At 71.0% G+C, this 6,612-nt stretch carries 8 protein-coding genes; 7 read left to right on the top strand and 1 reads right to left on the bottom strand.

The genetic code is table 11. From position 1 onward, the window contains the following. From MFF42_RS17815 to MFF42_RS17805, 3 genes are all read left to right on the top strand, one after another. On the top strand, window positions 1-442 hold a 442-nt coding region (locus MFF42_RS17815; protein ID WP_238256946.1), incomplete at its 5' end, for a S49 family peptidase. Window positions 443-561: 119 nt separating this feature from the next. After that, window positions 562-1,026 carry a nuclear transport factor 2 family protein gene (locus MFF42_RS17810; protein WP_238256945.1) on the top strand — a complete coding sequence of 155 codons (465 nt, stop codon included), beginning with the start codon at window positions 562-564 and terminating at the stop codon, window positions 1,024-1,026. 3 nt (window positions 1,027-1,029) lie between these two features. Beyond that, a complete protein-coding gene (locus MFF42_RS17805; RefSeq protein WP_238256944.1) occupies window positions 1,030-1,593 on the top strand; it encodes a TetR/AcrR family transcriptional regulator in 564 nt (187 codons plus the stop codon). A 12-nt stretch (window positions 1,594-1,605) separates the two neighbouring features. Here MFF42_RS17805 and MFF42_RS17800 read toward each other — a convergent pair whose 3' ends face one another. Beyond that, on the bottom strand, window positions 1,606-1,848 hold the full coding sequence (locus MFF42_RS17800; protein ID WP_238256943.1) for a hypothetical protein: 243 nt from the start codon (window positions 1,846-1,848) through the stop codon (window positions 1,606-1,608). Between the two features lie 491 nt (window positions 1,849-2,339). Here MFF42_RS17800 and MFF42_RS17795 point away from each other — a divergent pair, with 491 nt between their 5' ends. The 4 genes from MFF42_RS17795 to MFF42_RS17780 form a co-directional block, all read left to right on the top strand. Further along, a complete protein-coding gene (locus MFF42_RS17795; RefSeq protein WP_238256942.1) occupies window positions 2,340-3,278 on the top strand; it encodes a glycine--tRNA ligase subunit alpha in 939 nt (312 codons plus the stop codon). A gap of 1 nt (window position 3,279) precedes the next feature. Next, window positions 3,280-3,735 carry a DUF3828 domain-containing protein gene (locus MFF42_RS17790; RefSeq protein ID WP_238256941.1) on the top strand — a complete coding sequence of 152 codons (456 nt, stop codon included), beginning with the start codon at window positions 3,280-3,282 and terminating at the stop codon, window positions 3,733-3,735. A 99-nt stretch (window positions 3,736-3,834) separates the two neighbouring features. Further along, window positions 3,835-5,724 carry a PhoX family protein gene (locus tag MFF42_RS17785; protein ID WP_238256940.1) on the top strand — a complete coding sequence of 630 codons (1,890 nt, stop codon included), beginning with the start codon at window positions 3,835-3,837 and terminating at the stop codon, window positions 5,722-5,724. 168 nt (window positions 5,725-5,892) lie between these two features. Further along, window positions 5,893-6,612: glycine--tRNA ligase subunit beta (locus MFF42_RS17780; protein ID WP_238256939.1), on the top strand; the 720-nt coding region annotated here is incomplete at its 3' end.

Here is a 6,612-nt window from a genome sequence, read left to right as displayed (position 1 = left end):
CCGGCTGATCGAGCGCATCGGCGTCGAGCGCCGCGTCCACACCCAGGGCGAGGCCAAGGCGATGCTCGACCCGTTCCGCCCGGAGAACCCGCAGGACATCGCCCGGCTGAAGGAGATCCAGGCCGACGTGCAGGCCCTGTTCACGGGCCTCGTGCGCGAGCGCCGGCCCAAGCTCGACGCGAGCCGCGACCTGTTCACCGGCGCGGTCTGGACCGGGCGGCAGGCGCTCGAGCTCGGCCTCGTCGATGCGCTGGGCGACCTGCGCGGCACGCTGCGCGCCCGCTACGGCGAGACGGTCGACCTGCGCCTCGTGGCCGAGACCCGCGGCTCCTGGCTCGCCCGCCTGCTGCGCCGCGCCGGGCCGGGCCAGACCGCCGAACTGCCCGACGCGCTGATCGCGGCGGTGGAGGAGCGCGCCGCCTGGGCACGGCTGGGATTGTAGGCGAGGTCCGGTTCCGGCCCCCGCGTCGGCGGCGTCCGTTCCGTCACCGGCTTGCCGATAAGCCCGACATACTGTACCGATCGGTCTTGTCCTAACCGATCGGTACAGAAAGGTCTGCCATGTCCCGTCCCCCGCTTCCGCCCTTCACCGATGAGACCGCCGCGCAGAAGGCGCGCATGGCGGAGGATGCCTGGAACAGCCGCGATCCCGAGCGGGTCGCGCTGGCCTACACGCCGGACAGCGTCTGGCGGAACCGGGCCGAGTTCGTTCGCGGGCGCGAGGAGATCGCTGCCTTCCTGCGGCGCAAGTGGGCGCGTGAGCTGGAGTACCGGCTGATCAAGGAGGTCTGGGCGCATCAGGGCAACCGCATCGCCGTGCGCTTCGCCTACGAGTGGCGCGACGACAGCGGCCAGTGGTTCCGCTCCTACGGCAACGAGAACTGGGAGTTCGACGAGGCGGGACTGATGCGCCGCCGGATCGCCTCCATCAACGACCTGCCGATCGCCGAGGCCGACCGGAAGTATCACTGGCCCCTCGGCCGCCGGCCGGACGACCACCCCTCCCTGAGCGATCTGGGGCTGTAGCGCGTGGCCCGCACCGTTGCCGAGCGGTCCGACGTGCTGCCGGTGCTCGCGGAGGTGTTCCGCGAGCACGGCTACGAGGGCGCGAGCCTGTCGCTGATCTCGACGGCGACGGGGCTCGGCAAGGGCAGCCTCTATCACTTCTTCCCCGGCGGGAAGGCGGAGATGGCGGACACCGTGCTAGTGGAGATCGACGGCTGGTTCGAGACCAACGTGTTCCGCCCCCTGCGGGAGGCGGATGACCCGGCGGCGGCCGTGGCGGCGATGTTCGCGACGGTCGCCGACTACTTCCGCTCCGGCCGCCGCGTCTGCCTCGTCGGGGCCCTGAGCCTGAGCGATGCCCGCGACCGTTTCGCGGGCCGGCTCCGGGACTATTTCGCCCGCTGGGTCGAGGACCTCGCCGGGGCGCTCGCCCGCGCGGGACACGCGCCCGAGACGGCCGGCGCCCTCGCCGAGGAGGCCGTGGGCGGCATCCAGGGCGCGGTGGTTCTGGCCCGCGCCCTCGACCGGACGGAGGTGTTCGAGCGGATCGTCACCGGGTTGCGGGAACGGTGCCTCGCCCGCCCGTGAGAGCGTTCCGTCTCAGCGCGCGCAGCCGGCCGGGGCGCCGTAGCCGGAATAGACGACCCGGACCTTGCGGGCGCAGGTCTCGGCCGCCGGCATCGCGGCGACCGGGGCGACCTCGACGGGCGTGACCGCCACCGTCTTCTCGACCGTCGCGGTGCCGTCGGGCGTGGCGAGCGCGTTCGACGCGCCCATCATCAGCGACGTGGTGGCGAGAGCGGCCGCGACGAGCGCGGCGAAAACAGTCAATCCCTTGCGCATGATCTGTCTCAGACTGGTATCCGCTCGCCCGGAGGAGCGAAGCGAGGCTGTTCCTTTGCCGCATTAACTTGGCTGAAAGCTTTGCCGTTCCCGCTCTGAGCCCTCGAACCGCAAAAAGATGTGCCGGGACGCACCGGGGGGCCGCGGCGTGCCCCGTCCGGGGCCTCCGGCTCGCAAAAGCCGGCCGGCGCCCCATATCAGGGACACCCTCCGCGCAATTCCGTGCCTTGGGCGTTCAAGCGGAGGCCGACATGGCTCTTGCTCCGGAAAAGGGGGGCGCACGCCCCGTCTCTTCGTCCGACTTCAACGAACGCGTGAAACGCCTCCTGGCGGCGAAGCCGGCGGTCGAGGCCGTTCCGAAGGAGCGCAAGGACAAGCGGACCTTCGGCCGCTCCGCGCCGCGGACCTGACCGACCTGCGGGGTGCCGTCGCTTGACACCCCGCCCCCCGCTCTTAAACGGTCCGGCAGCTTCCCACCTGCCGGATCTTTCATGTCGAGCGACGCCGACCTTTCGCCCAAACGCTCGTTCCAGGGCCTGATCCTGACGCTGCAGCGCTTCTGGGCGGCCAAGGGCTGCGTGATCCTCCAGCCCTACGACATGGAGGTCGGCGCGGGCACCTTCCATCCGGCCACCACCCTGCGGGCGCTCGGCCCGAAGCCCTGGAAGGCGGCCTACGTGCAGCCCTCCCGCCGCCCGAAAGACGGGCGCTACGGCGAGAACCCGAACCGGCTGCAGCACTATTACCAGTTCCAAGTGATCCTGAAGCCGAACCCGCCGAACCTCCAGGAGCTCTACCTCGCCTCGCTGGAGGCGATCGGCGTCGATCTCAAGCTCCACGACATCCGCTTCGTCGAGGACGATTGGGAGAGCCCGACGCTCGGTGCCTGGGGCCTGGGCTGGGAATGCTGGTGCGACGGCATGGAGGTGAGCCAGTTCACCTACTTCCAGCAGGTCGCCGGCTTCGAGTGCGCGCCGGTGGCCGGCGAGCTGACCTACGGTCTCGAGCGGCTGGCGATGTACGTGCAGGGCGTGGAGAACGTCTACGATCTCAACTTCAACGGCGGCGAGGGCGACGAGCGGGTCACCTACGGCGACGTCTTCCTCCAGGCCGAGCAGGAATATTCCCGCCACAACTTCGAGGCCGCCGACACGGCGATGCTGTTCCGCCACTTCGCCGACGCGGAGAAGGCCTGCCGCGCCTACCTCGAAGCCGGCGCCCCCGAAACGGACGGCGCGCGCCACCGGATCGTGCAGCCCGCCTACGACCAGTGCATCAAGGCGAGCCACGTCTTCAACCTGCTCGACGCCCGCGGCGTCATCTCGGTCACCGAGCGCCAGAGCTACATCCTGCGGGTGCGCGAGCTGGCCAAGGCCTGCGGCGCCGCGTGGCTGAAGACCGAGGCCGGCGGTCACGCCGCCGCGGCCTGAGATGCGCCGCCGCGCCGTCCTCGCCCTCGCCCTGCCCCTCGCCTTCGGGCTCCTCGCCGGGCCGGCCCTCGCGCAGTCCGCGACCGATTCGGTGGAGACCGTGCGGGCCTTCTACGCGGCGGACGACATCAACGCGGTGCGCTTCTACGCGAAGCGGCTGCGCGCCCTCTACGAGCGCGACCAGCGCGAGGCGAAGGGCGAGGTCGGGCGGCTCGGCTTCGCCTTCCACGTGAACGGCCAGGACACCGAGCCGGGCTTCGCCAAGTCCCTGACGCTCGCGCCGCTCTCGAGCGAGGGCGACCGGGCCGAGGTGCGGGCGACCTTCCGCAACGGCGGCCCGCAGGAGCTGCGCTACAGCCTCGTGCGCGAGGCGGGGGCCTGGAAGATCGCCAATGTCCGCTCGCTGAAGGGCGAAACCTGGGATCTGATCGCCATCCTCTCGGAGCCCCTGCAGTAGCGCGGGCCAAGCCGCACATCCGAGGGCTGTCTCCGTCATCGAAGCGACATCTGAGGGGCGTAGGCGCGCCGCCATTCGAAGGCTGATGAGACGCGCACGATGTCCGACCTGCCCGATGCCCCGACCCTCGACGCGGTGATCGCGCACCGCTTCTCCCGGCGCGACCTGATGCGCGGCTCGCTCGCCGCCGCCCTCGCCGCCGGCATCGCGCCGCAGGCCACACCGGCTGCGGCGGCCGACGCGCCGGCCTTCGACTTTCCGGAACTGACCGCCGGCGTCGATGAGCACCTGCACGTCGCCGAGGGCTACGAGGCGAAGCCGCTGCTGCGCTGGGGCGATCCGCTGTTTCCCGGCGCGCCCACCTTCGATCCGAGGAAGCAGAGCGCCGCGAATCAGGAGCGCCAGTTCGGCTACAACAACGATTTCGTCGGCTTCATCCCCCTCGATCAGGAGGGCCGGCGCGGCCTGCTCGTGGTCAATCACGAGTACACGAATGCCGAGCTGATGTTTCCCGGCCTCCAGGCCGCCGACCGCAAGGGCGTGATCGCCGGCTTGAGCCCGGAACAGGTCGCGGTCGAGATGGCCGCCCATGGCGGTTCGGTGGTGGAGATCGTCCGCGAGGCCGACGGCTGGCGCCCGGTGAGCGGCTCGCCCTATACCCGCCGCATCACCGCGCAGACGCCGATCGACCTCACCGGCCCGGCGGCCGGCCATCCCCGTCTCGTGACCGAGGCCGATCCGAGCGGCCGGCGGGTGCTCGGCATGATCAACAACTGCTCGGGCGGCGTCACGCCCTGGGGCACGTGGCTCTCGGGCGAAGAGAACATCAACTACTATTTCGGCGGCGCCCTCCCCGCCGGGCATCCGGAGGCCGCCAACGCCAAGGCCATCGGCATGGGCAGCCTGCAATATGCCTGGAGCCGCTTCCATCCGCGCTTCGATCTCGCGCAAACCCCGAACGAGCCGAACCGCTTCGGCTGGGTGGTCGAGATCGACCCGTTCGATCCGGGCTCGACCCCCAAGAAGCGCACGGCGCTCGGCCGGTTCAAGCACGAGGGCGCGGCGGGCGCCCGGTCGCTCGACGGGCGCTACGTCGTCTATCTCGGCGACGACGAGCGCTTCCAGCACGTCTACCGCTTCGTCAGCGACGGCCGCGTGCAGGCGGAGCGCGGCGCAAACGCCGACCTGCTCAATTCCGGCACTCTCAGCGTCGCCCGGTTCGAGCCCGACGGCACCGGCCGCTGGCTGCCGCTGGTCCACGGTGCGAACGGGCTCGTCACGGAGAACGGCTTCGCCTCCCAAGCCGACGTGCTGATCGAGACCCGCCGTGCCGCCAAGCAGCTCGGCGCCACGCCGATGGACCGGCCCGAGGACATCGAGGCGAACCCGCGCACCGGCCGCGTCTACGTGATGCTGACCAACAACGTGAAGCGCACCGCCGACCAGACCGATCCGAGCAACCCGCGCGGTCCCAACGCCTTCGGCCACGTCATCGAGATCGCCCCCGACGGCACGGACCACGGCGCCGACACCTTCCGCTGGGAGGTGCTGGTGCGCTGCGGCGACCCTTCGAAGCCGGAGGTGAAGGCGAGTTTTTCCGCCCTCACCACCGAGAACGGCTGGTTCGGCATGCCCGACAACTGCGCCTTCGACGGCCGCGGCCGGCTGTGGATCGCCACCGACGGCAACAACCGCCGCGCCACCGGCCGCGCCGACGGCATCTGGGCGGTGGAGACGGAGGGGCCGCGCCGGGGCACGGCGCGCCACTTCCTGCGGGTGCCGGTGGGCGCGGAGATGTGCGGCCCCTGCTTCACCCCCGACGACGAGACCTTCTTCGTCGCCGTCCAGCATCCCGGCGAACCCGACGAGGAGAACGCGCTCGGTTCCTACGAAAGGCCCTCGACCCGCTGGCCGGACTTTTCGCCGGACATGCCGCCGCGGCCGTCCGTGGTGGCGGTGCGGCGCACGGGCGGCGGGCGGATCGGGTGACGGGCCGGATTGTCAGAAATGACAATCGGTGGAGGCGCGATGATCACAAACAGGGTGTTTGTGATCATCGCCACGCCCTCGCGCTCATCCTGACGAAGCGGCGGCGTTGACAGACAGGGCCCGTCCCCCATCTCGACGCGGCTAAAGCGGCCGGCTATTCCCGCGCGCATGCCTGACCTCCTGCTCGAACTCCGCTCCGAAGAGATCCCCGCGCGCATGCAGCGGCGTGCGGCCGAGGATCTGAGGAAGCTCGTCACCGACGCGCTGGTCGAGCGCGGTTTCCTCTACGAGGGCGCCAAGGCCTTCGCGACGCCGCGGCGGCTGGCGCTGCACGTCGCCGGGCTGCCCCCGCGGGGCGAGGCCGTGCGCGAGGAGCGGCGCGGCCCCCGCGTCGGCGCGCCGGACGCCGCCGTGCAGGGCTTTCTCAAGAGCGCGGGGCTCGCCAGCCTCGATCAGGCCACCACCGTCACCGATCCGAAGAAGGGCGAGTTCTACCTCGCGGTGATCGAGCGGCCCGGCCGCGAGACGCTGGACGTGCTGGCCGAGATCCTGCCGGGCATCATCAAAAGCTTCCCCTGGCCGAAATCGATGCGCTGGGGCGCGGCCTCGGCGCAAGCAGGCTCCCTGCGCTGGGTGCGCCCGCTGCAGTCGATCGTCGCGACCTTCGGCCCCGAGACCGAGACGCCGGAGGTCGTGCCGTTCTCGGTCGAGGGGATCACGGCCGGCACGGTCACGGTCGGCCACCGCTTCCTCGCGCCCGAGCCGTTCGAGGTGCGCCGCTTCGACGACTACGCGCAGGCGTTGGAGCGCGCCGACGTGATCCTCGACGCCGACCGGCGCAAGGACATCATCCTGCACGACGCGAGGGATCTCGCCTTCGCCCGCGGC

The sequence above is a fragment of the Methylorubrum podarium genome (assembly GCF_022179745.1).
Lineage (GTDB): Bacteria > Pseudomonadota > Alphaproteobacteria > Rhizobiales > Beijerinckiaceae > Methylobacterium > Methylobacterium podarium.
This window is presented reverse-complemented; position numbering and strand designations above follow the sequence as displayed.

Coding starts and splice junctions, on each gene's coding strand:
- MFF42_RS17810 (WP_238256945.1), top strand. CDS start 562: ATGTCCCGTCCCCCGCTTCCGCCCTTCACCGATGAGACCGCCGCGCAG.
- MFF42_RS17800 (WP_238256943.1), bottom strand. CDS start 1,848: ATGCGCAAGGGATTGACTGTTTTCGCCGCGCTCGTCGCGGCCGCTCTC.
- MFF42_RS17795 (WP_238256942.1), top strand. CDS start 2,340: ATGTCGAGCGACGCCGACCTTTCGCCCAAACGCTCGTTCCAGGGCCTG.
- MFF42_RS17790 (WP_238256941.1), top strand. CDS start 3,280: ATGCGCCGCCGCGCCGTCCTCGCCCTCGCCCTGCCCCTCGCCTTCGGG.
- MFF42_RS17785 (WP_238256940.1), top strand. CDS start 3,835: ATGTCCGACCTGCCCGATGCCCCGACCCTCGACGCGGTGATCGCGCAC.